Below are 20803 nucleotides of genomic sequence, written 5' to 3'. Positions count from 1 at the left end.
TATATTTAGCATTATCGATACGCAGCTTTGCTATAATCGCGATCAAATTTTTATTAGCCGCTGGCGTCACACGTTATGATCGCAAAAATTCGACTCGCTAAATATATTGCCCATGCAGGTATTTGCTCTCGTAAACAGGCATCGCGTTTAATTGATGAAGGTGTGGTGACTGTAAATAATCGCCCAGCAAATCATATAGATCACGTTGACGAGCAAGATATTGTAATAGTGAACGAAAAAGAAATTAAAGGTGCTGCCGATTTAGTTTATTTTGCGTACCACAAACCAGTAGGTATTGACTGTAAATTAAATATTGATGACCCTGCCAGCCTTATTCACCATTTGCCCACACTCACCCGTGTTTACCCTATTGGTCGATTAGATAAAGACTCTCGCGGTTTGCTTATTTTGACCAACGATGGGGATTTTTGTAATCAACTAATACATCCTGATTTCCACCAGCCTAAACATTATTTAGTCACCGTAAATAAGCCCTTAGACGATGATTTTTGTAAAAAAATGGCAGCAGGCGTACCCGTTGATAAACACATAACCCTGCCTTGTGAGGTAAATAAAATAGCCAGTAATCAGTTTAGTATTGTTTTAAAACAAGGGCTAAACAGACAAATACGTAAAATGGCGCATTACTGCGGATACAAAGTAATTGACTTATTTAGAGTGCAATTTAGTGACCTCCCCCTTTCAAAGCTAAACCTACCTGAAAACCAATATATACAAATTAATAAAAACGATATTTCAAAAATCTAATACCAAGTCACTTAACTATATCTCAAAAAGTTAAAAATAAACTTGCAAAAATAGATTACAGGTGTAGTCTTAAATTAAAGATTACACTTGTAGGCGATAAAATGATTGAATTATCAAAAGCAGAGTTTGACGTGCTCGACGCACTTTGGATTAACTACCCCGCCACCGCGAGCCAAATAATTGAGCGCTTAAGCGACGATAAGCAATGGCACGAAAAAACCATTAAAACCCTGCTAGGTCGACTAGTAAAAAAAGGCGCACTTACATTTGAAAAAGAAGGTCGCCAATATATTTATACTCCCTGTATGGAGCGCGCCGACTACACCCTAAAAGAAAGCCAAAACTTTATTGAGCGATTTTTTAGTGGGCGTATTGCGCCACTTGTGAGTGGCTTTGCTAAATCGGAGCAGCTTTCTCAGCAAGATATAAACGAGCTTAAAAAAGTTATAGATGACTGGGAAAAAAACCAAAAGTAAGGGATTAACATGGTTATTCAAACTGGTTTTAATTGGTTAATTGAGCAGCAATTACTATTAAGCATTTTGTTTTGTGGTTTTATTTTACTCGAGCGATTTGCTTTAAAAGCCCTTGGCTCGCGGTTTGTATATAAATTAGCATGGCTATTACCTGCGGCATTGGTGATTGCTAATTTACCAAATGCGATTAAACCACTGCAAAACAGTAATATTAGTCACTACTTAATCACCCCCAACCAATCTTTTACAAACGAGGTAGGTATTAGCTGGGCGCTCATGTATGTACTTATTACCGCAGGGTTATTAATAGCTAGCTTTATTACGCACACCCGCTTTGTTAAAAGCCTGCAGTTAACTGAGTTAACCCAATTTGAAAGCACTCTTACCGCTGATGTTAAAACTTATACCAGCCAACATGTAGCCACGCCAATGGTGGTCGGTATTTTAAACAGCAAGCTGGTGTTACCGAGTAACTACAATACCCAGTTTGATAAAGCCACATTAGCGCTTATTTTAGAGCACGAAAACGTACACATAAAACGCAAAGACAACCTAACAAACGCACTTATATTACTACCTACTATTTTACTTTGGTTTAACCCACTAGCTTGGGTTTGTTACGCAAGCATGCGCCGACTACAAGAGTTGACTTGTGATGAACGGGTACTTGCCAATAAAACCACACAACAACATATTCTATATAGCAAAGCCTTAATAAACTGCGCGGCAAATGCGCCCACAGGACTTATGGCTTATTCACACTACGGAGATAAAAAAACCATGTTACAACGACTAATTAATATAAAACACAGCGGGGAGCGTTCAAAGTTTGCTAAAGGTGGCTTATTGCTTGTAGCAGCAAGTATGCTAAGCGGATTAGCGATTGCAAAGCAACCAGAAGCAATGACTAAAGAGGATCACATTTCACCAACAATACGCATTGAACCTGCTTACCCAATACAAGCAGCTCAACAAGGGATCAGCGGCTCTGTTGTATTAAAATACGATATTGCAGCAAACGGTAAAACAAAAAACATTAGTGTTATTCAATCTAAACCTAAAGATATTTTTGATAAATCAGCGAAAGAGGCACTAGCAAAATGGAAATATAAAGCATCTGATTCAGGTTTTGAAGATGTACTTGTGCAACTAGATTTTGCGATTAATAGTGAAGTGGCGCCTACCGATTTAATTGAGCGAATAAAAGTATCGCATTAACGCCGCGAGTTGTTCAAGACTACAAAGCAAGCGCCCTTTTAGGCTGCTTGCTTTGTGGTTTTACGCTATAAAGTTACAAACTCACCACAATCATGGCAATGGCTGTACCCAAACCAATAAACCACACTAATGAGCGAATTATATCTAGGTTCATATAGTAAAATACGCAATACAAAATACGCGACACAATATGCGTAACCGCTAGCGTTTCGGTCACTGCACCTACAGAGTTAGTGCCCAGTACAACTGCAATAGCGGCAGCAAAAACAGCAAGCGATTCAAAACAGTTTTGATGAGCAGCGAGCGCCCGTGCACCAAAGCCGGTTAATTTTGTTTGTTGCGCCCTTGGGTGTTTATTGTCGTATCGACCTAATTTTGCCATTGCTATAGCAACCGGCACTTTTGCAAAGTAAGGCATTAATACCGCAAGTAATGCACATACAACTAATGTTGTCATAATTTATCCTTTTGATGTTTCGGATAATTTAGCATAAGCGTAATAAAAAAGCCGCCAGATACGTTTTATGACAAACTCTGGCGGCTAACAATAACATCAGACCTACTATAGCTAAATTTATCCTCAAACCCATGCGACATAATGTCGCAGATGATGAATATTCAACATCATAGTTAATACATCGCTTTACTTCACAAAGCTTGTTAACTTTACTGCCTTACATTTTAACGATGACGACCATGACCTGGATATTTTTCACTTTTTTAGCCGCCTTCATGCAAGCATGGCGTAATGCCCTGCAAAGTAAATTAAGTAACGATGTGAGTGTGGCTGGCGTAACACTCTCTCGCTTTATTATCGCAGGCCCTATTGCTGGCGTGTATTTATATGGTTTGTATCAATATCAAGATACAGCCATGCCTACGTTTAATAATGCCTTTTGGGGATTTATTGTAGGCGCAAGTGTGATGCAAATACTTGCCACTGGTTTAATGGTTAAGTTATTTAAAATGAATAATTACGCCGTAGGTGCTGGTCTTGCCAAAAGCGAGGCGTTAGTAGCAGCCATTTTAGGTGTATTATTTTTTGGCTCGGCACTTTCTTTGCTCGGTTGGCTTGGTGTGTTTTTTGGCGCTATTGCCGTATTGCTACTCAGTGGCATAACAAGCGTTAAACACTTTAATGCTAAAACAGCATTACTAGGACTGGCTTGTGGTACTTGCTTTGCACTTACATCGCTGTGGGTACGAGAAGCGAGCTTAAATTCAGGATTATTATTTCCTCACTCAGCAGCTTGGGTTTTGCTGTTTGTAATTAGCTTACAAACACTAATACTACTGGGCTATTTATTATTAAAAGAGCCGCAAACACTTAGTAAACTGTGGCAATACAAAGGTACTACAGCCGCAATTAGTGTTTTTAGTTGTGTCGGTTCTATTGGCTGGTTTAGTGCAATGAGCTTACAGCACGTTGCTTACGTTAAAACACTTGGACAGGTTGAAGTGTTTTTTACCATGCTAATTGCCGTTCTTTGGTTAAAGCAGCCACTTAAGAAACAAGATACTGCTGGCTTAATACTCATAGCCATTGCCGCTGTTTTGGTTATGTTGCCGAATTAAGGGCATAAAAAAGCGCAGGCTTTTATAGCTGCGCTGTTATAATTTTTATAGCTTTAAGAACTGGTTCTAAGAGCTGATTTTTAGTGTTATCACACCACTAATAATCATTAATACTCCCGCAATACGACCAAATGTAGCGGCATCGTTATAAAACAATATACCCACTAAAAACGTACCGGCGGCGCCAATACCTGTCCATACGGCGTAAGAGGTGCCCATTGATATTTGCCTTTGTGCAAGCCACAACATAAAACCACTAGCGACTAAAAATACCACCGCTATTGCTATGCCTTGCCAGCGTGTATCAGCGTTTTGCGAAATTTTTAAGCCAATCGGCCAGCCAATTTCAAGTAACCCAGCAATAATTAAGTACACCCACGCCATTAAACGTCTCTCTTTTTAACAATCACTTCGTATAAATCTTCGCGGCGATCTTTTAAATTACGCACTGTGCCTTCGCTGTGAAGTATTTTAAGCTTATCCATATCAAGGTCACTAAATAGCAGCATTTCGGTGTTTGGTGTGGCTTCGTTAAGTGTTGCATCGTGCGGGAACGAAAAGTCCGATGGCGTTAGTACAGCTGATTGCGAATACTGCACATCAAGGCTTTCTACCTCTGGTAAATTACCCACCGAACCTGCAATTACCACATAACATTCGTTTTCTATTGCACGCGCTTGTGCACAGTGGCGCACACGTAAATAACTGTTTTTAGTATCAGTCCAAAATGGCACAAACAGAATATCTAACCCTTGTTTGGCCAATATGCGTGAAAGCTCTGGAAACTCTACATCGTAACAAATTTGAATACCCACACGACCGGCATCGGTATCAAACACGGCAATTTTATCGCCGCCTTGAATAACCCAATCGTTTTGCTCATGCGGGGTTATGTGTATTTTACGTTGCTCGTCTATCTTACCGCTACGATGGCATAGGTAACTTACGTTATAAATTTTATCATCTTCGGCAAGTGGCATAGAGCCGGTAATAATATTAGCGTTGTATTCTATTGCCATACGCGACATGGCATTTTTAAATGTTTCGGTGTATTCCGCTAAATAGCGAATCGCTTCTGTTTGATTACTTTGATTCCCTAGCCCCATTAGTGGCGCATTAAAAAACTCAGGGAATAGTATAAAGTCACTTTTGTAGTCAGATACGGTATCTACAAAGTATTCAACCTGCTTTAGCATTTCTTCAACCGATTCAACACAACGCATTTGCCATTGCACAGCACCTACTCGCACGATTGATTTAGTTGACTCAAGTACCGTGTCGGTTGGCTCATACATAATGTTATTCCACTCAAGTAGAGTGGCGTAACCAACAGACTCTTGATCCTCCGGTAAATACTTTTTAAGTAATCGTTTTACCTGAAAATCGTTAGATAACTGAAAACTTAAAATAGGATCGTATAATTCTTTTTGATCTACTTTTGCAATGTATTCCATTGGCGTCATTTCACTGCTGTGATTGTAATAACGCGGAATACGCCCACCTGCTAAAATAGCGCGTAAGTTATATTGGCGGCACAATTCTTTACGGGCATCATAAAGGCGACGACCTAAACGCATGCCTCTGTGACTTTCGCTAATAGCAACATCTAAGCCGTATAGCGCATCGCCGTCGGTATCGCTAAATACACGGTCGTGACCGTCTGCAATATCTTCGTATGTATGCGGGTTTGAAAAACGCGTGTAATCAACCTGCACGCTTAATGCTAAGCCCACCAGCACGCCGTCATCCACGATACCTATCTGCCCTTCAGGAAACTGGTCTATTAATCTAAAAATGGTATGACTTGGCCACGCACCGCCTAAGTCGGGATACGCTTGATCCATCAAGGTTTTAATTTGCGGATATTGCTCTCTGGTTAAGTTACAAATTTCAAGATGGGTTTTTTCTGCCGACATACACAACTCCTTTGGGCATAAGAAAATAAAAGCCGAATGTACGTTAAAGTACACTCAGCTTTGTATCATGTTTTTTACGTTACGCGTACTACTTTAAGCTACGATAAAAAAGTGTGGTTACTTTCTCTTTTGGTAACCAGCCTGCGTATTCAAGATTCAGCTCAGCCAATGGATCGGCTTTAAGTACTTGCTCTAAGCTTGCATTATTTTGCATTGCTTTTAGCATTACGTCTTTCGCGTTTTGAACTAGCTTACCATACGCTATCAGTCCTGAACGGTCACTTACCTTGCCGTGTCCTGGTATTACTTTAGTGTTGTCGTCAATTTGATTAACTACATCGTTTACTGCCGCTAAAATACCATCAACGCTGCCGCCGCTATCTACATCAACAAACGGTAAGCTGCCAAAATTAAAGTAAATGTCGCCCATGTGCACTATGTTGTCGTTACTAAAAAAGATAACCGAATCGCCATCGGTGTGTGCATGTTCGTAATGCACAACATGGGTGTGTTCGTTATTAAAATGTAGTTTTAAGTCGTGACCAAAACTAATGCGCGGTAAAAAGTCTGACCCTTCCCCGTGCTGCTCTTCTAAACGTTTGTGTACATTGTCGTGCGCTATAACGTGCGCACCCGCTTTAGCAAAGTTCTCGTTGCCACCGGTATGATCGCCATGATGGTGAGTATTGATAACAAACTCTGCACTGCCTGGTTTTAAATCGCTAATGGTTTTTTTAATATCATCTGAGAGTTTGGCAAACTGATCATCAATAATATAAATGCCATCATCACCTACACTTGCTGCAATATTGCCGCCTTGCCCAAATAGTACGTATACATGCTCACTTAGCTTTTGTGCTGTTACTGGGCCATCGTCTGCTTGCGCTGTAGTGCTTAGTAATAAACCTGTGATTAATGCGGGTAGTATTTTTTTCATTTTAGTTCTCTGTTGTTTTATTGGTAATTATATAGAACGTGTTTAGCTATACTTTAGTTCATCGTGTCGGCTTTATTACTATTTGATGTATTAACTCTTGAGGCAATAAAGGTGTATGCTTACCTTCTACGTAATCACTAAACCCCGCTCTGTAAAATTCAGAAAGAGGGTGCCCCGATTGCCCACCAGGAATAGCTAAAATTGCATGTTCTAAATGCCCTGGTTGAGCAATAAAACGCTGCGATGCGCCAAAACTACGCCCTTGTACGGCGGGCATATAACTATCTCCAAAACCCGCTGCTGTGGGCATATTTAATAACTTAGCAAGTAACGGCATTTGCTTTGCAAACGGATGCTCTATCACTAACTCATTTACCTTGCCCCACTGCCAGTTTTGTACGTTATTACCAAATTGTTCTGTAAGCTTAGTAATAGTTTGGCTAAATGCTCCTTGTAACTGCTCATCCCAGCTTTTAAATTGTGGGTTTATCCATGTGTCGGGCTTGTTGTTTATAAGCTGCCAAACAGCGGGCTCTAAATCTCGTTTTACGTATTTAAGTGTGCCTTGTTGTTTATTTAATTCATCTTCCATACTGCTAAATAAAATATTAATCACTTCATCGCGGTAGCGCTTAACTAAGGTATACCCTATGGAGGTTGAACACGCACATTGCTGCCAGTTTTCAAGCGCTGTTATATATTGCTGATTTTTAGTTGTATCGGCTTTTAATTGCTTTAATAGCAGAGCATGCCAAGGCATTAAAAAGCGAGCTTGATTATCAAGTTGTAATGCGTAAAAGTCGCTCTCAGCAAATGTTTGTTTTTCAAATAATCTATCGCGAATTTGACTCGAACGTGCGCCGAGTGCATAACCACCATTACCAAAACGCGCGTCATCCTCAGCCGATACCACGCGAGAATTACCAGTCCATAATCGACCGCTTTGCGGGTTTTTAATAAAAGGGCGTTGTAATTCATTTTGCTGCCAAAGCGCTGAGTAGTCATCGGCATTTACGCCAAGCACACTTGGCGCTTTACGAGCCGGTATACCGCCCATGTTTTTCCACGCTGCGCTACCAAGGCTGTCTACCACCATTAGGTTTTGCACCGGAATGCCCACATCGCTTGCTACAGCAAGTGCATCATCTACCGTTTTGGCTTGCTCTAATTTTAATAACTGCATATTAACGGCATAAGGCTGATGGGCAGCCCAGCTCAACGCATAAGGTTTTTCGTTAATATATTTTACAGGTCCGTATTCACTGAGTATTAATGAATAGTTTTCAACCTCCCCATCGGGTAATGGGATAGGTTCATCAACTTGCCATGTTTTACTATCATCGTTTAATACAACCCAATCGGCTGTATCTAAATAACCGTTAGTAAATCCCCATGCAACATTGTTGTTAGTGCCAACAACAATGGCAGGTGCGCCGGGCAGCGATACACCGGTTACCTGAGTCTGCTCACCACTGTGCATGTAATTTAATTGTGCCCTGTACCAAATTACAGGTACTGCCATCGATAAATGCATATCATCCGACACCATACCAGCCCCTGTTTTAGTCAGCGCTCCTGTAACAGCCCAGTTATTACTGCCGCGCTCTTGGTTGGCTTCAATGCTTTTAACTATATGCTCTGTTTGATTGGGAAAAGTAGGTATGCTGCCGCTATAAAGCGCTAATTTACTGCCATCAAGCGCGGCTTGGTACTTACTCGGTTGCGTTAAAAAATCAACCATTTGCTTTGTGTACGCTTGCTCAATTTGAATAAGTGCTTGGTCACGCTCAAATGTGGCGCTTTGTAAATCAAGGTACATGCTAAATATCACAAGTAGGCTGTCTTCACTTTGCCATGGCTTTTGTGCTGCACCTGTTAGTAAATATTCAAAGCTTGAATACCCTACTTGCGCTAAACCTTCGTTTACACCTTGAGTGTAACTTTTAAGTAATTGCTTATCTGTCTCAGGCAGCGTTTGTAAAATAATTTGGCTGCGTTTACGTAATTGATGAAAACGCATTTTTTTATCGAGCCCCAACGCTGCTTCGCCAAATAATTCACTTAACTCACCTGCGGCATTACGCCTTAGTAAATCCATTTGAAAAAATCGGTCTTGTCCATGCGCATAACCTAAACCGTAGGCGGCGTCGTTTCGGCTATTGGCGTTTATTACTGCTTGCCCTAATGCATCTCGCGAAATTTTTACAGGCTCTGCTACCGCGTTACTGCGTCCGTTTCCATCAAGGGCGGGTAAACTTAAACTAAGTACCCCATAAACAACAGCGGTACTTGCCAGCCCTAATATTACAATTAATAACAACAAGCGTTTGATTACTTTAAACATCACCGTTTCCTTTGCACGTTTTGACCAAGCGTTAAGCACATATAATAACCACAGTTTTATTAAATAATAATGTTCTTGCTCACAAAGGGTGAAATAAACATCAAAATCCACGATAATGTCAGCTCCACACATCGTGCAGAACTAGTTGAGTAAAATATGACTGAAAAAACATTTATCAAAGGTAAAGACCGCGACCTAGAATCGTCAATCTCTACCATGCAAAACAAGCTTAAAGCCCTAAACATTAATGTTGAAGAAGCGCTTTGGCTTAACCCTGTAGCTAACTGTTATTCGGTTCATATAAAAGACAGCGACTGCGGTGTTATGTTTACCAATGGTAAAGGCGCAACCGACAAAGCATCTATTGCTTCAGCACTCGGTGAATACTTTGAACGTTTAAGCTGTAACTACTTTTTTGCAGACTTTTATCTAGGTGAAGAATTTGCTAATGGCGAGTTTACTCATTACCCAAGCGAAAAATGGTTTAAAGTTGAAGGCGATGAAGTGCCAAAGGGTATTATGGATGAAAGCTTATGGGATTACTTTGACCCAGAGCGCGAACTAAACGCATCACACCTTTTTGATTTTAACTCTGGCAATATCGATCGTGGTATTTGTACCCTGCCATACACACGCCAACGCGATAACCAAGACGTATACATTCCGGTAAACGTTATCGGTAATATTTTTGTATCTAACGGTATGAGCGCAGGTAACACCAAGTTTGAAGCTCGCGTACAAGGTTTATCAGAAGTATTTGAACGTGCTATTAAAAACCGCATCATCGCCGAAGGTATTTGTTTACCAATCGTGCCTGAAGATGTTGTTAAGCAATACCCTAAAATTCACGAAGCGTGTGAAGAGCTTCGCAGCCATGGCTTTCATTTACGTATTGCCGATGCATCACTTGGGGGTAAATACCCTGTAATGAGCGTAACGCTTATTAACCCAACAGATGGTTCTGTATTTGCTTCTTTTGGTGCTCACCCATCATTTGAAGTTGCGCTTGAACGTACCGTGACTGAGTTACTACAAGGCCGTCGTCTTGACCAGCTAGATGTATTCCAACCTGCAACATTTGATAACGATGAAGTAGCAACACCAGAGAACATTGAACTGCACTTTATTGATTCAAGCGGTTTGATTTCGCATGATTTTTTCCGTGCAAAACCTGATTTTGAATTTGTACACTGGGACTTTAGCGGAACAACTGAAGAAGAATATAACTTCTGTACTGACCTAATTCATAGCATGGATCATGATATCTACATCATGGATTACACGCACCTAAACGTATACGCATGTCGTATTTTAGTACCTGGCATGTCTGACATTTACCCTGTTGATGAGCTTATTTGGCGTAACAACAACGAAGGCGCAAAATTTCGCGAAACATTCCTATCGCTTGATCAGTACGATGCAGAGCAATGGATGGAAATTTACGACAGCCTTGAAGAAGCAGGCCACAGCGATATTATCCGCGCCGCAGAATTTATTGGCCTTGCAACCGATGCCGACACACCATGGCACACTCTGCGTATAGGTGAGCTTAAAGCGCACCTATGTTTAGCTGCAGGCAGCGAAGAAGCCATTGATTGGGTTGACTGGATACTTCATACAGGCCAAGTAAACGAAGAGGCAATGCGCCACTTCCGCTGTTTAAAAGCAGTTCTTGAAATTAAATACGATGACGAGCGCGAATACGCAGATTACCAAGATGCACTAGGCTTAATGTTTGGTGCTAATAATGTAGCGCTGGCTATAGAAATTGCCGAAGGTAAAAAGCAGTTTAACGGTTTAACTTTCCCTGGTTTATCGCTTGAAGGCTTTAAAAAGCATGCGGCGCTACTTGATGGTTACCGCAAGCTACATGTAGCAAAGCAAAATCACTGGGCGCGTGAAGTTAGCGACTCGTAACTCGCTAAACTACTAATTATAAAAAATAAACGGCGCATTTGTTAATGCGCCGTTTTCATTTGTGTAATAAATTAGCTATAGTTAATTTGCCTAAATTAACGCCACGATGTAGCTAATGCCACCATCTACTAACAATAAAAAAACGAACGTTCATAACTTTAAGTTGACCTTTTGGTTATCGCTTACGCTAACTGTACTAGTTGGTATCGTACTTGATCGTATTAACTACAATCGTGTTAAAGATGCTCATCGCCTACAAATTCTTTCTGAAGTAAGTACATATCGAGCTCAATTAGAATCTATTTTAGTTTCTAATATCCAACTAGTTCGAGGCTTAGGTGTTGCCGTAGCGGCGCAGCCTGATTTACAGCAAACACAGTTTGAACAAATTGCCCAACCACTATTTAAAACCTCAAATGAGCTTCGCAATATTGGTGGCGCTCCCGATATGGTAATTCGTATGACTTACCCCTTAAAAGGTAATGAAAAAGCACTCGGTTTAAACTTTTTAGAAGAAAAAAACCAACGCGCTGATGCTATTAGAGCTCGCGATACAAATACCATTGTAATGGCTGGCCCATTAAAATTAATCCAAGGTGACATAGCACTTATAGCCCGCGTTCCTGTTTACATACCGCCAGAAAATCGCTTTTGGGGATTACTTTCAGTTGTTCTCAACATTGACAAAGTCTATGAAAATTCAGGTATTTATGAGCTAGAAAAAGAATACAACGTCGCTTTACAAGGCAGGCATGGACTTGGCAGCAAAGGGGAGTTTTTTTACGGTAATCAAAACATAATAGAGCAAGACCCCCTTGAGTTTACGTTAAGCTTTCAAGGTGGCAATTGGCAACTTTACGTAGCACCTAAAATAGGTTGGAGCCCACCAAATTCAGCTGTATGGCCACTTAGGCTATCAATTATTATTATTTGCGGATTATTAATTTGGGCCTTTTTATTCTTTTTGAAAATGCTTAATCGTCAGCAACAAAACGAAAAAATGCTTGAGGCAATGAGTGATCTAGCCCAAATAGGCGCATGGTCATTTAACTTAGAAACGAAACAAGTGTATTGGTCTGATATGACCAAAAAACTATTTAAATACCCATTAAATAGCCAACCAGAATGGCCTAAAGATTTAAATTACTTTAAAAAAGGCACTAGCAGAGAAACAATTAAACCTTTAATTGAACGAGCCATAAAATATGGTGAAAGCTACGAAGTTGAATTAGAAGTAATGGATGAAGAAGGTGAATCTGTTTGGGTACTCGTACATGGTGAAGCAGAACGAAAAAATGGACGATGCACACGTATTTTTGGCTCATTACAGAATATTGATACCCGTAAAAAGATTGAATTAGAAAATAATAAAACAGCATTACACAACGAAATTTTAGCTTCCCTTACCGTTAATAAATTAATATTAACTGGGCAGCTGAGCCAATCAAAAGACATTATCACTGAAGCAATCTGCCAAGCATTTGATATTAAACGTGCCAGTATTTGGTTTTTTAATGAAGACAAATCCCAACTAAGCCCTTTTGCCATACATAGCAAACATTCGTCTAGTGATAAAATTGACTCTATTTGGCTAAGAAAAAATCTTCCCGGCTTTTTTAATGCAATAGATCACCAGCCTGTATTTAATGTGCCTGACGCCCAAGAACACCCAATACTCGAGCCAATTAAAGAACAGTATTTAATGACTCTCGAGATTAAATCAATGCTGTGCGTAATAATTCCTGCGGGAAGTGGCGCTATAGGAGTCGTCTGCGCAGAGCAATGTCAATCAAAACGCCACTGGTCTAAAAACGAAGAAAGCTTTTTAATTGCCGTTGCAGCGTTAATAGGCAGCTTGCACTCAAGCCAACAGCGAATTGAAACCGAACAAAAACTAGTTTCTGCCAAAGAAACCGCCGAACAAGCTGTTAAAGCTAAAAGTGAATTTTTAGCGAGTATGAGCCACGAAATTCGCACCCCAATGAACGGTGTTTTAGGGATGCTTAACATAATTAAGCAAACTCAATTGGACCTACAGCAAAAACATCATATAGAACTTGCTCAATCATCAGCTCAATCTTTGCTTAATATAATTAATGACATATTAGACTTTTCTAAAATTGAAGCCGGTAAGCTCGATATTGAAAACGTGCAATTTAATTTACCTCGGTTATTAGGCGAAGTGGTGGAGTCCTTTGCTTTAAAGGTAGAACAAAACAATACAAAACTTATTCTAGATGCTACTCAAATAACTGTTAGCGAGATAATTAGTGACCCTAACCGCTTGCGCCAAATTTTAAATAACTTAATTGGCAACGCGGTTAAATTTACTATTGATGGCGAAGTAGTCATTACTGCCAGAATAGATGAAACAACGGATGGCTCGTTCCTTCAATGTTCGATTATTGATACTGGTATTGGTATTGACCCTAAAAAACAAGCGTCGTTATTTGACTCATTCACACAAGCCGATGCTTCAACAACACGCCAATTTGGGGGCACAGGGCTTGGCCTTGCCATAGTAAAACAATTGTGCGAACTGATGAACGGTGAAGTGAGTGTAAACAGTATGCAAGGTGAAGGAAGTACATTTTCTTTCACAGTACAAATACAACCGCGCTTAAGTAAAGAACAAGATTTACCGAGTCATTTAATTAAAAACAAACATATTTTAATTATTGATGAGTGCTCGTTAAATGCTAACACCGCTAATAAGCAGCTCACTGTTTGGGGTGCAAAAGTTAATTGTATACATAACTATCTTGAGGTTGATGATTACTTAAGTAATGTAACCACCCACCCTGGTGCTATTTTAGTTGATTACTACTTTTTTGAAAAAGCCCCAAAAACGCATATCACCGCGCTTAAAAACTTTATAAATATGCATAGTTGCAAGTTAGTTATTATGGCGCCAATGAGTTATTCGTCTGAGGAGTCTAAAGTAGGTATGGAAGTCGACTGTATGATTTTCAAACCTCTCACACCGTCTGATTTGTTTGACTCACTCACAAACGATAAATACATTGAACAACAGCAGCAACAAGCACAGCTTCAAAACAAGCTAACTAAAGCGCCAGTACTCGATTCATCAGAACCACAACTATTGCTTGTTGAAGACAATAAAATAAACCAAGTGGTTGCCTCTGCGCTATTAAAGCAGGCGGGTGTTACTTTTGATATTGCCGAAAATGGCCTTGAGGCAATTGTAAAGCTCAATGCAAAACAAGGTAAACCATATAAGCTAGTTTTAATGGATTGCCAAATGCCCGAAATGGATGGCTACCAGGCCACTAAAGCCATTAGAGAAGGTGATGCTGGTAAAGATAATGAAAATATTACTATTATTGCGCTAACAGCCAATGCCATGCAGGGCGATAAAGAAAAATGCCTAGCCGCAGGCATGAACGACTATTTAAGTAAGCCTCTCGATTTAGCAGCATTACAACCAAAGCTTCAACAATGGCTTGGCATTCAATAAAGGTGTAAGCTAATAAAATACGCTTACTAATTTGAGATTATTTATGCAGTTATCAACAAATCAACAACGTATTCTTGGTTGCCTATTAGAAAAACAAAGCACGACGCCAGAGCATTATCCGCTATCGTTAAACGCTCTCGTGAACGCATGTAACCAAAAGTCTAACCGCGATCCTGTGTTAAGTCTTACAGATGAAGACGTGCAAAACGCACTTGATGAACTAATAGAAATGCGTTTGGTTACAATAGATGAAGGTCTTTCGGGTCGCGTAAATAAATACGATCACCGCTTTTGCAACACTGAATTTAGTAATCTGCAATTTTCTGCTCAGCAGCGTGCCATTGTTTGTTTGTTACTTTTGCGTGGTGCTCAAACCCCTGGTGAATTAAGAACCCGCAGTGCTAGGCTTGCTGATTTTAATAACGTAAATGAAGTAGAGGCAGCGCTCAATAAACTGATTGAAAGCGAGTACGTCACAAAGCTAGAGCGTGAAGCTGGAAAACGTGACAGCCGATATATTCATTTATTTGGCGAACAACAAAATAATCCCGCCGATGCCTTTGTTGCTCTACCAAGCGAAGTAATTAAAGACAAAGAATTAAGCGATTTACTTGAAGAAGTAGAAAAATTAAAAGCAGAGCTTCGCCAAATAAAAGCTCATTTAAAACTTTAATTAACTAAAACTAAATCACATAATAAGTTTATTGCGTATCACATATTAAATTTTATAAGGAGCTGGCAATGCGCGCCGAAATTATGGCTGAAATGAAGGTTCAGCCAACGATTGATGTAAATGCTGAGATAACTCGCCGAGTTAATTTTATTAAAACACGTTTGGTAGCAGCTCATTCACGCTCGTTAGTACTGGGTATTAGCGGTGGTGTTGACTCATCAACCTGCGGCCGCTTATGTCAACTTGCTGTAAACGAGCTAAATAAAGAACACGATACTGACAAGTATCAGTTTATTGCAGTGCGCCTACCTTATGGTGTACAAGCTGACGAAGATGAAGCACAAATGGCGGTTGATTTTATTCAGCCAAGTAAACGTATGACCGTAAACGTACAACCTGCGGCTGATGCATTGCATGAGCAAGCGATAGCTGCCGTAGTTGGCTGTGGTGAAGCACTGCCTGAGCAAGCTCAAATAGATTTTATTAAAGGTAATGTTAAAGCGCGTCAACGTATGGTTGCTCAGTACGAAATTGCAGGTTTTTGCCAAGGCTTAGTAGTGGGTACCGATCATAGTGCTGAAAACATTACTGGTTTTTATACTAAATTTGGTGACGGCGCGTGCGATTTAGCCCCTCTGTTTGGTTTATCAAAACGCCAAGTTCGTGCACTTGCTACTGCACTAGGTGCGCCAGCTTTATTGGTAGATAAAGCACCTACAGCTGATTTAGAAAGTGACCGCCCAGGTTTAACAGACGAAGAAGCACTTGGTTTGAGCTATGAGCAAATTGATGACTTTTTAGAAGGTAAACCTGTGTCTAATGATGTTGAACAAAAGCTTGTAAGCATTTACACGCGTACACAACATAAGCGTCAACCAATTCCGACAATTTACGATTAAGGTTTAGTAGCTAAAATAAAGCAATTAATGCCTTTGAGGATTAATTGCTTTTTTGATCGACAGATTAAGAAGCTGCGTATATTTTAATAAATTAACGCTTTGAATTTTATAATACCAATTGCATTAAATTAGTGAGCTATTATAGCCCTATGAAATAGCGATAGAATGATGATATTTTTAATTATATTGGTATAACTACCCGCCAAAGAGAACACTGCCTTATATGACATCGCCCATTTTAATTACCGGCGCAGGCCAACGTATTGGTTTAGCACTCGCTCAGCATCATATAGCCCAAGGGCAGAGTATTATTATCACGTATCGTACTCGTCACGCCGCTGTTGATAAATTAGAGCAACAAGGCGCTGTATGTATTTATGCCGATTTTAGTACCGATGAAGGTATTAGTACATTTATAAATACGCTTAAAGAGCATACAACATCGCTGCGCGCTATTGTTCATAACGCATCAAGCTGGGACTGCGAAGCTAACAACCCTGACTTTGCAGCACTGTTTGATAATATGATGCGAGTACATGCCAAAACACCGTATTTAATTAATTTAATGTGCGCAGAGCTGCTTTTAAACTATCAGCAAAATGAAAAAGTACCTGCCGATATAATACACCTTACTGATTATGTAGTTGAAACAGGCAGCCCTAAACACTTAGCTTATGCAGCAAGTAAAGCAGCACTCGACAACCTAACCAAATCGTTTAGCGCTAAATATGCGCCAAATATAAAAGTGAACTCGGTTGCTCCATCGCTCATTATTTTTAATGAACATGACGATGAGCAATATCGAGCTAAGACCCTTAAAAAATCATTAATGGGCATTGAACCCGGATGCCAAGAAATTATCAATAGCATTGATTTACTATTACAAAGCCACTACATCACAGGGCGCTCTTTGCCTATTGATGGCGGTCGTCATTTAAAGTAAATATAAATTAACTGAGATATTTATGCACAATGAATTAAAAGAAAGTTATGAAAAAATCATCACCGCTGTAGGCGAAGATGCTAACCGCGAAGGCTTACTTGATACGCCAAAACGTGCTGCAAAAGCAATGGAATATTTAACGCAAGGGTATCGCCAAACGCTTGATGAGATAACCAATAAAGCAGTATTTACGTCTGATGCTGACGATATGGTTTTAGTGCAAGATATAGAGCTTTACTCTATGTGTGAGCATCATTTACTGCCTTTTATTGGTCGTTGCCATATTGCTTATATTCCAAACGGTAAAGTATTAGGCTTGTCTAAATTTGCACGTATTGTTGATATGTTTTCACGTCGCTTTCAAATTCAAGAACAGTTAACGCATCAAATCGCTAAAGCAGTCGAAGAAGTTACTGGCGCTAAAGGCGTAGGCGTTATTGTTGAGGCAAAACACATGTGTATGATGATGCGTGGTGTAGAAAAGCAAAATTCAAGCATGCGTACATCAGTAATGTTAGGTAACTTTAGAAGCGATCCTAAAACACGTAACGAATTTTTGCAGCTTATAAAAGGTTAACCCTATGGCTAATGCAATTATTAACGTTACTAATTTGCGCCTGCGTACGTTTATTGGCTTTAACCCCGATGAGCGTGAGAAAAAGCAAGATGTAGTGATCAATCTAGAGATTCACTACCCTGCTGATGATGCGTGTAAAACGGATGAAGTTGACCAAGCACTTAATTACAAAGTGATCACCAAAGAAGTTATTAGCTTAGTAGAGCAAGGGCACTTTTTACTGCTCGAAAAATTAGTTGCTGAAATTCTTGCCGTTTGTCACGCGCACCCAAGCGTTCATTACGCTAAAGCACGTGTTGATAAACCACATGCACTGCGTTTTGCCGACTCAGTGTCGTTAACGCTTGATTGGGCTAAATAAGCACTTAAAAACTTATTTAAAAAAGCTTTTCGAATCCTACGGCAAGGGCGATAACCGCTAAATAGCGAGCGCCTTTGCCTAGTGTTACTAACAGTAAAAAGGTACTAAATCGTACTTTAAATATGCCTCCAATCACCGTTAATGGATCTCCCACAACCGGCAACCAAGCAAATAACAAACTATACACTCCATATTTGTTAAATTGCTTTTGTGCGCTATCAAGCCCTTTTTGCGATACAGGAAACCATTTTTTATCTTTAAAACGCAGTACCTGCGTGCCTAACCAGTAATTAACACAGCTCCCTAACACATTTCCAAGTGTTGCTACGCACCACATAAGCCATAAATTAACTTTATCTTGAGTAATCATTCCCACCATTATCACCTCAGAAGAGCTAGGCAGTAATGTCGCAGATATAAATGCGCTAATAAATAACGTGAGATAAAGCATAATGCCCTTATGGCTAAACGTAAAAACCCAGCCTATAGCTGGGTTTATAATACCAATTTTATTAAAAACATGATCATTCTAGCGTATTAAATAACTCACTAACTACGTTAAAAATTATTTATATAGAACAACTATGTATCATAATTTTAGCCTTGTTATTGAGCTATTTTCTTATCGCTATAATAGGTCACTAATTTAATGCAATTGGTATAAAAATAAACTGTGTGTTTATTTTATCAAATTTAAACTAAACGGGTAATTAAACTCTTTACCTTCATTAGCTTTAATACTTGCCATTACAACCATTACAAACCCAAAAATTGCCACTATAGGTAGTAATATTAAGCCGATTGCTACAAACATCAGTACAAAACAAACTACATATGCAATTGCCATCGTTATTTGAAAGTTAAGCGCCTTTTTACCGTGCACGTCAACAATTGGCATTTCATCTCTTTTAATTAACCACACAATTAATGGCCCAATTATTGAGCCAAACGGCACAACAAACCCAGCAAGCGCACTTAAATGGCATAACATAGCCCACGTACGGTCATCTTTATTAACTGGTTCAACCTGCTGATTTTCTTCCATAACACTCTCCTTTTTGTTTTATGTATGTTGCCTCTTAACTAAACAAATGTCTACAAATCAACCAACGTATTTATGTTTAAAAATCACAGCGTGCAATCTTGTGATAAAAAAGTGATAAGTTTGTGAGGGTTTCTGGAGACGATTATTCAATACTTAACTCGAATCATCACTTACAGGAAATAATAATGAAAACTTCTACATTAACAATCGCAATTCTTTTAGCGGCAGCTAGCCAATCGACTATGGCCGCAGAATTAGACCTAAAAGTTACTAACCTAACCAAAGGTATTCACTTTACTCCACTGTTAATCACAGCACACAACAGCGAAGACACACTGTTTGAAGTAGCAACGCAAGCATCTACAGCACTACAAACAATGGCTGAAGGCGGCAATATTGAAGAGTTAGTTGCACAAGCAACTGCTGCGGGTAGTGATATGGCTGCAAACCCAGCTGAAGGTTTACTTGCACCAGCCGCATCTACAACGGCAACACTGAGCACGACCGACGGTAATGAGTACCTATCTTTAACTGCAATGATGCTACCAACTAATGATGGCTTTATAGGCTTAAACAGTTGGAAAATACCAACAGAAGCGGGTACTTACACTATTAATTTAAATGCTTACGATGCAGGCACAGAACAAAACAATGAGCTTGTAGTTGAAGGCTCTGGCGCACCAGGTACTCCGGGTATTCCTGCTGCTCCAGGTGGCGACGCTGGCACTGGCGGTACAGGTGTATTAAGTGGTGATACAAATACTAACATTCATATTCACCCGGGTAGCTTAGGTGATGACGATTTAGAAGCGGGTAATAGCGATTTAAGTAATACAGTACACAGATGGTTAAACCCAGTAGCACAATTAACCGTTACAGTTAAGTAGGAGCATGATTATGTCATCTGCTAACAACCTTAAAAAAAGTCTACTAGTGCTTGCACTTGCAACCACACTTGCAGCGTGTAGCGATAATGATAACGACCCAGTTGTTGAAGAGCCGGTCGTTGTTGAGCCAATTGTTGTAGAACCTGTGATCAGTGAGTTTACTATTACTTTTAGTAACTTAACTGCAGGACAGCCTTTGTCACCACTCTCTGTCATTGCTTTTGAAGATGAAGCACCTTGGACCTTCGGTACAACAGCTTCTGTTGGCTTAGAAATGCTTGCAGAAAGCGGTGCAAATGAAGAATACCTCAGCTACGAAAGTGCACTTGCTGCAGTTTCAGCTGAAGGCGCTATTGGCCCTGGTGAAACCACCACAGTAATCATTACTGTTGAAGAGCAAGAAACGCTTAATTTGTCATTTGCTGCCATGCTTGGGAATACAAATGATGCTTTTACCGGTCTTAGTTCTTTAGATGTATCAACATTAGAAGTTGGCGGCTCGTTATCACGCACTACGACAGCTTATGATGCGGGTACGGAAGCAAATACAGAAACAGCTGAAACTGTGCCAGGTCCTGCCGCTAGCGGTGAAGGGTTTAACGAAATACGTGACGATACAGCCGATATAATAACGATGCATCCAGGCATTGTTTCAAATCAAGATGGATTATCTACATCAGCACTTGGTGTTGAACATAAGTTTGATAACCCAGTATCGAAAATAGTAATTACGCGCACGCAGTAACGTTCCAGCTTGTAATGGGGAAGTAAGGGAGCACGGATGCCCCC

Annotated in this window: 20 protein-coding genes; 13 read left to right on the top strand and 7 right to left on the bottom strand. The window is 40.0% G+C overall.

Features of this window, described 5'->3' with window-relative positions:
* Positions 1–75 precede the first annotated feature (75 nt).
* The 3 genes from H5088_RS12320 (at position 76) to H5088_RS12310 (ending at position 2462) form a co-directional block, all read left to right on the top strand.
* Entirely contained in the window at positions 76–768 is a 693-nt protein-coding gene (locus H5088_RS12320) for a pseudouridine synthase (RefSeq protein ID WP_182753003.1), read from the top strand.
* Positions 769–869: 101 nt separating this feature from the next.
* Entirely contained in the window at positions 870–1244 is a 375-nt protein-coding gene (locus H5088_RS12315; RefSeq protein WP_007377323.1) for a BlaI/MecI/CopY family transcriptional regulator, read from the top strand.
* A gap of 9 nt (positions 1245–1253) precedes the next feature.
* Positions 1254–2462, top strand: coding sequence for a TonB family protein (locus tag H5088_RS12310; protein WP_182753001.1), 1209 nt, complete (start codon positions 1254–1256; stop codon positions 2460–2462).
* Positions 2463–2535: 73 nt separating this feature from the next.
* Here the strand turns inward: H5088_RS12310 and H5088_RS12305 are convergent, their stop codons facing one another.
* A complete protein-coding gene (locus tag H5088_RS12305) occupies positions 2536–2919 on the bottom strand; it encodes an MAPEG family protein (RefSeq protein WP_182752999.1) in 384 nt (127 codons plus the stop codon).
* Between the two features lie 239 nt (positions 2920–3158).
* Between H5088_RS12305 and H5088_RS12300 the strand changes: the two genes are divergently transcribed.
* A complete protein-coding gene (locus H5088_RS12300; protein ID WP_182696179.1) occupies positions 3159–4037 on the top strand; it encodes a DMT family transporter in 879 nt (292 codons plus the stop codon).
* A 66-nt stretch (positions 4038–4103) separates the two neighbouring features.
* Here the strand turns inward: H5088_RS12300 and H5088_RS12295 are convergent, their stop codons facing one another.
* From H5088_RS12295 to H5088_RS12280, 4 genes are all read right to left on the bottom strand, one after another.
* Entirely contained in the window at positions 4104–4421 is a 318-nt protein-coding gene (locus tag H5088_RS12295) for a multidrug efflux SMR transporter (protein WP_002962354.1), read from the bottom strand.
* Positions 4421–5953, bottom strand: a complete 1533-nt coding sequence (locus H5088_RS12290; protein ID WP_024595458.1) for a bifunctional GNAT family N-acetyltransferase/carbon-nitrogen hydrolase family protein — start codon at positions 5951–5953, stop codon at positions 4421–4423. The genes H5088_RS12295 and H5088_RS12290 overlap by 1 nt, the downstream gene beginning before the upstream one ends.
* Before the next feature lie 88 nt (positions 5954–6041).
* Positions 6042–6890, bottom strand: coding sequence for an MBL fold metallo-hydrolase (locus H5088_RS12285; protein ID WP_182737987.1), 849 nt, complete (start codon positions 6888–6890; stop codon positions 6042–6044).
* Between the two features lie 58 nt (positions 6891–6948).
* On the bottom strand, positions 6949–9234 hold the full coding sequence (locus tag H5088_RS12280; RefSeq protein ID WP_182752997.1) for a penicillin acylase family protein: 2286 nt from the start codon (positions 9232–9234) through the stop codon (positions 6949–6951).
* 156 nt (positions 9235–9390) lie between these two features.
* Here H5088_RS12280 and ycaO point away from each other — a divergent pair, with 156 nt between their 5' ends.
* From ycaO to folX, 7 genes are all read left to right on the top strand, one after another.
* The gene (ycaO, locus tag H5088_RS12275) at positions 9391–11151 is read left to right on the top strand and encodes a 30S ribosomal protein S12 methylthiotransferase accessory factor YcaO (protein WP_182195425.1); all 1761 of its coding nucleotides are present in this window, start codon (positions 9391–9393) and stop codon (positions 11149–11151) included.
* Positions 11152–11266: 115 nt separating this feature from the next.
* Positions 11267–14629, top strand: a complete 3363-nt coding sequence (locus H5088_RS12270; protein ID WP_182752995.1) for an ATP-binding protein — start codon at positions 11267–11269, stop codon at positions 14627–14629.
* 43 nt (positions 14630–14672) lie between these two features.
* Positions 14673–15302 (top strand): YceH family protein, encoded by a 630-nt coding sequence (locus H5088_RS12265; RefSeq protein WP_002962344.1) that lies wholly within the window; start codon positions 14673–14675, stop codon positions 15300–15302.
* Positions 15303–15370: 68 nt separating this feature from the next.
* Positions 15371–16201 carry an ammonia-dependent NAD(+) synthetase gene (gene nadE / locus H5088_RS12260; protein WP_024589633.1) on the top strand — a complete coding sequence of 277 codons (831 nt, stop codon included), beginning with the start codon at positions 15371–15373 and terminating at the stop codon, positions 16199–16201.
* A 223-nt stretch (positions 16202–16424) separates the two neighbouring features.
* The gene (folM, locus tag H5088_RS12255; RefSeq protein WP_182752993.1) at positions 16425–17144 is read left to right on the top strand and encodes a dihydromonapterin reductase; all 720 of its coding nucleotides are present in this window, start codon (positions 16425–16427) and stop codon (positions 17142–17144) included.
* A gap of 22 nt (positions 17145–17166) precedes the next feature.
* A complete protein-coding gene (gene folE, locus H5088_RS12250) occupies positions 17167–17721 on the top strand; it encodes a GTP cyclohydrolase I FolE (RefSeq protein ID WP_002962341.1) in 555 nt (184 codons plus the stop codon).
* 4 nt (positions 17722–17725) lie between these two features.
* A complete protein-coding gene (folX, locus tag H5088_RS12245) occupies positions 17726–18082 on the top strand; it encodes a dihydroneopterin triphosphate 2'-epimerase (RefSeq protein ID WP_002962340.1) in 357 nt (118 codons plus the stop codon).
* Positions 18083–18098: 16 nt separating this feature from the next.
* Here the strand turns inward: folX and H5088_RS12240 are convergent, their stop codons facing one another.
* Both H5088_RS12240 and H5088_RS12235 read right to left on the bottom strand, forming a co-directional pair.
* The gene (locus H5088_RS12240) at positions 18099–18533 is read right to left on the bottom strand and encodes a YqaA family protein (protein WP_182195417.1); all 435 of its coding nucleotides are present in this window, start codon (positions 18531–18533) and stop codon (positions 18099–18101) included.
* A 228-nt stretch (positions 18534–18761) separates the two neighbouring features.
* Entirely contained in the window at positions 18762–19127 is a 366-nt protein-coding gene (locus H5088_RS12235; RefSeq protein WP_182696051.1) for a DUF4870 domain-containing protein, read from the bottom strand.
* Positions 19128–19312: 185 nt separating this feature from the next.
* On the opposite strand from H5088_RS12235, the gene H5088_RS12230 reads away from it, so the two are divergent.
* The gene (locus H5088_RS12230; RefSeq protein WP_182721016.1) at positions 19313–20014 is read left to right on the top strand and encodes a spondin domain-containing protein; all 702 of its coding nucleotides are present in this window, start codon (positions 19313–19315) and stop codon (positions 20012–20014) included.
* Positions 20015–20024: 10 nt separating this feature from the next.
* Positions 20025–20759 (top strand): spondin domain-containing protein, encoded by a 735-nt coding sequence (locus H5088_RS12225; RefSeq protein ID WP_024607274.1) that lies wholly within the window; start codon positions 20025–20027, stop codon positions 20757–20759.
* Positions 20760–20803: the final 44 nt, after the last annotated feature.

The sequence above is a fragment of the Pseudoalteromonas sp. SR43-3 genome (genome assembly GCF_014163875.1).
GTDB lineage: Bacteria > Pseudomonadota > Gammaproteobacteria > Enterobacterales > Alteromonadaceae > Pseudoalteromonas > Pseudoalteromonas distincta.
The sequence above is the reverse complement of the archived record's forward strand: the minus strand, read 5'-3'. Positions and strand labels throughout refer to the sequence as shown.

Bases quoted from the DNA above. Each gene is read 5' to 3' on its own strand.
- H5088_RS12300 (WP_182696179.1), top strand. From the start codon at position 3,159: ATGACCTGGATATTTTTCACTTTTTTAGCCGCCTTCATGCAAGCATGG.
- H5088_RS12290 (WP_024595458.1), bottom strand. From the start codon at position 5,953: ATGTCGGCAGAAAAAACCCATCTTGAAATTTGTAACTTAACCAGAGAG.
- H5088_RS12270 (WP_182752995.1), top strand. From the start codon at position 11,267: ATGCCACCATCTACTAACAATAAAAAAACGAACGTTCATAACTTTAAG.
- H5088_RS12315 (WP_007377323.1), top strand. From the start codon at position 870: ATGATTGAATTATCAAAAGCAGAGTTTGACGTGCTCGACGCACTTTGG.
- folM (WP_182752993.1), top strand. From the start codon at position 16,425: ATGACATCGCCCATTTTAATTACCGGCGCAGGCCAACGTATTGGTTTA.
- folX (WP_002962340.1), top strand. From the start codon at position 17,726: ATGGCTAATGCAATTATTAACGTTACTAATTTGCGCCTGCGTACGTTT.
- H5088_RS12285 (WP_182737987.1), bottom strand. From the start codon at position 6,890: ATGAAAAAAATACTACCCGCATTAATCACAGGTTTATTACTAAGCACT.
- H5088_RS12320 (WP_182753003.1), top strand. From the start codon at position 76: ATGATCGCAAAAATTCGACTCGCTAAATATATTGCCCATGCAGGTATT.
- H5088_RS12235 (WP_182696051.1), bottom strand. From the start codon at position 19,127: ATGGAAGAAAATCAGCAGGTTGAACCAGTTAATAAAGATGACCGTACG.
- ycaO (WP_182195425.1), top strand. From the start codon at position 9,391: ATGACTGAAAAAACATTTATCAAAGGTAAAGACCGCGACCTAGAATCG.
- folE (WP_002962341.1), top strand. From the start codon at position 17,167: ATGCACAATGAATTAAAAGAAAGTTATGAAAAAATCATCACCGCTGTA.
- H5088_RS12225 (WP_024607274.1), top strand. From the start codon at position 20,025: ATGTCATCTGCTAACAACCTTAAAAAAAGTCTACTAGTGCTTGCACTT.
- H5088_RS12240 (WP_182195417.1), bottom strand. From the start codon at position 18,533: ATGCTTTATCTCACGTTATTTATTAGCGCATTTATATCTGCGACATTA.
- H5088_RS12310 (WP_182753001.1), top strand. From the start codon at position 1,254: ATGGTTATTCAAACTGGTTTTAATTGGTTAATTGAGCAGCAATTACTA.
- nadE (WP_024589633.1), top strand. From the start codon at position 15,371: ATGCGCGCCGAAATTATGGCTGAAATGAAGGTTCAGCCAACGATTGAT.
- H5088_RS12280 (WP_182752997.1), bottom strand. From the start codon at position 9,234: ATGTTTAAAGTAATCAAACGCTTGTTGTTATTAATTGTAATATTAGGG.
- H5088_RS12305 (WP_182752999.1), bottom strand. From the start codon at position 2,919: ATGACAACATTAGTTGTATGTGCATTACTTGCGGTATTAATGCCTTAC.
- H5088_RS12230 (WP_182721016.1), top strand. From the start codon at position 19,313: ATGAAAACTTCTACATTAACAATCGCAATTCTTTTAGCGGCAGCTAGC.
- H5088_RS12265 (WP_002962344.1), top strand. From the start codon at position 14,673: ATGCAGTTATCAACAAATCAACAACGTATTCTTGGTTGCCTATTAGAA.
- H5088_RS12295 (WP_002962354.1), bottom strand. From the start codon at position 4,421: ATGGCGTGGGTGTACTTAATTATTGCTGGGTTACTTGAAATTGGCTGG.